Annotated in this window: 2 protein-coding genes; both read right to left on the bottom strand. The window is 43.7% G+C overall.

The features are described 5' to 3' along the window. Positions 1 to 21: 21 nt before the first annotated feature. Positions 22 to 603, bottom strand: coding sequence for a group II intron maturase-specific domain-containing protein (locus F6J99_RS44340; protein ID WP_365975484.1), 582 nt, complete (start codon positions 601 to 603; stop codon positions 22 to 24). Positions 604 to 774: 171 nt separating this feature from the next. Continuing rightward, a complete protein-coding gene (locus F6J99_RS44335) occupies positions 775 to 1,695 on the bottom strand; it encodes a reverse transcriptase domain-containing protein (protein ID WP_365975482.1) in 921 nt (306 codons plus the stop codon). Positions 1,696 to 2,274 lie beyond the last annotated feature (579 nt).

The raw sequence follows: 2,274 nt of genomic DNA, 5'->3' as shown, positions 1-2,274 counted from the left end.
TGTTACGGTCGATGCCTGGTATTATCCAGGGCACCTCCGCTTCAGAACCGTGCGTGAAGTTTTCACCTCACACGGCTCCTGAGTATCTTTTTGGCTCCAGTGTAATTGCTGGTGACAACTTTGGTGAACAGCCGTGAGGTTGTCTACCTTCCAGTTGTCATGATTTCCATCTATGTGGTGGAGGTGTATCCTTTCCTCATCTATGAATTTCATTTTGCAGTATCCACAAGAATGGTTTTGCCTGTTTAGAGCTTTTGAGGTAGCATTATCGTATATTTTGGAGTTTCTCTTGCTCCAGTAGACTATGTCCCCGTCGTATGGGGACTTAGTCCCTTTTACATTTACGTGCTGGTTTTGTTCGTATCCTACGGTTGGAAAGGCTTTCTTGCATAGTTCATCGGCTTTGTACCGGTTCACTTTCTTTTCCTTTCGGAATTTACGGTTTGCGGTTTTATTTAAAAACCATAAACTATCTCGGGAGCTGCTCATGTCACAACTTTTGTGATAATTCCTCCACCCACGTACGATTGGTGCTAATTTCTTTGCTTTAACTTCGGCTCCATAGTTCGAGCTATTCACCACGGTTTTAATCTTCTTACGTATATTCCGGTGGTTTTCCTCAGAGGGAATACATCGAAATTTTCCGTTTTTCTGGACGCGGAATTTCCACCCCAGGAGACGAAACCTTAGAATAAAGAAGCCTTAATTAATAATTTTTAACCCTTTTTTGCATAGTCTGTCGCCTGTAAAGGCTTCTTTATTCTTACGGTAACTTCATAGGAAGTCAAATCCGTCTGTCGTTTTGGTTAGCTTGGTCTTTTCTTCACTGATTTCCATCCCACGTTCTGTTAAAAAGGCTTTGATTTTATTCAGTACCTTTTCAGCGTTGTCTTTAGGCTTGAGGATTATAACCATGTCGTCTGCATAACGGATGCATCTAATGTTAGGGTTTACTTCCTCTATTCCGTTTAGTGCTATATTGGCGAGAAGTGGGCTGACCACACCTCCTTGGGGCGTTCCTTGCTCCGGGAATTCCGGATTGATGCCTGCTTTTAGACATCTGAATATCCCTATTTTCAGACCCGCAGGTGCTAGCAATCTATCCATGATGGAGTCGTGGGAGATTCGGTCAAAGCACTTCTTGATGTCTAGTTCAATTATTCTTTTGTTGATGCCTTTTTTCCCAGAGTTCAGGTTTTGGAATAGCATTTTTTGTGCGTCCTGGGCACATCTGCCAGTTCTGAATCCATAGCTATAGGCACTGAATGTGGCTTCATGAGCCGGTTCAAGAGCGAATTTTGCTAGACATTGCCATGCTCTATCTTGGATTGTCGGTACTTTCAACATTCTTGTACCCCCGTTTTTCTTGGCTATAGGGATTTCCCTTAAGCCTTGATGGGTCCAGTTTTCCGCATTGGAGCCTAGTTTTTTAAGTACCTCGAACCTTTCTTTGTAGTTTAGGGAGGCTTTCCCATCTACTCCAGCGGTTCTTTTTCCTTGATTGAGCTGTGTCACTTGTCGGATTGCCAAAAGTTGAGCTGAACGGGATTTCAGAATCAGTTTTTGTAGAGACCTAGCTTTCTTTAGGTTTCCTTCTCGAACTGCTTTATAAACTCGCTTTTGTAGGCGGAAGAGATTTCGGCGGAGCTTTTTCCACTTTTGTCCTTTCCAGAGGTCACTATATCGATTAGACATGTGTCTACCTATGCTCTCCTTAAGTTTGTTTATCTTGATACCCGTAGCCAGTTTCCGGCTACATCCTACCCGACAGTAGGGATTAAGTTTGGCATAACTTACTAAAGGTTCGACTAATCCTTCAGACCTAATTTGCTGTCGTTTTTACTCGTTCCATCTGTTGGATTGTTTTGACGATTTAGGGCAGTCCAATTTGCCTATCCTCTTCTCAGAGATTACGGCTATCGGTATAACAACGCCGTGAGAATAAAAGGATAAAATCTCGCATATTAACAGATTGCGGTTTGACCCTTAGACACTTTTTCAGGACTTTTGCTACTGTTACCCATGTCGCCTCCCCGTTAGCGGCAGTGTGGATAATCTGTTTCACCTCTGATTCCGCCCTGGTGCCAGCTTCACTCTATAGATTGCCGTCTATTCGGTGTGGCCAAGGTAGGGAGTCACTTATCTCTTAAAGGGGTGGGTTTTCACCACCATCCCACAGATAGTTAGGATTTCGGGATATTTCCCGCGAATTCCCCTAGTTTTACCTCTCCTGTTTCAGGAGTCTCTTCCTAGGAACGAGCCGCACTATACCAG

Source organism: Moorena sp. SIO4G3 (genome assembly GCF_010692305.1).
GTDB lineage: Bacteria > Cyanobacteriota > Cyanobacteriia > Cyanobacteriales > Coleofasciculaceae > Moorena > Moorena producens_A.
The sequence above is the reverse complement of the archived record's forward strand: the minus strand, read 5'-3'. Positions and strand labels throughout refer to the sequence as shown.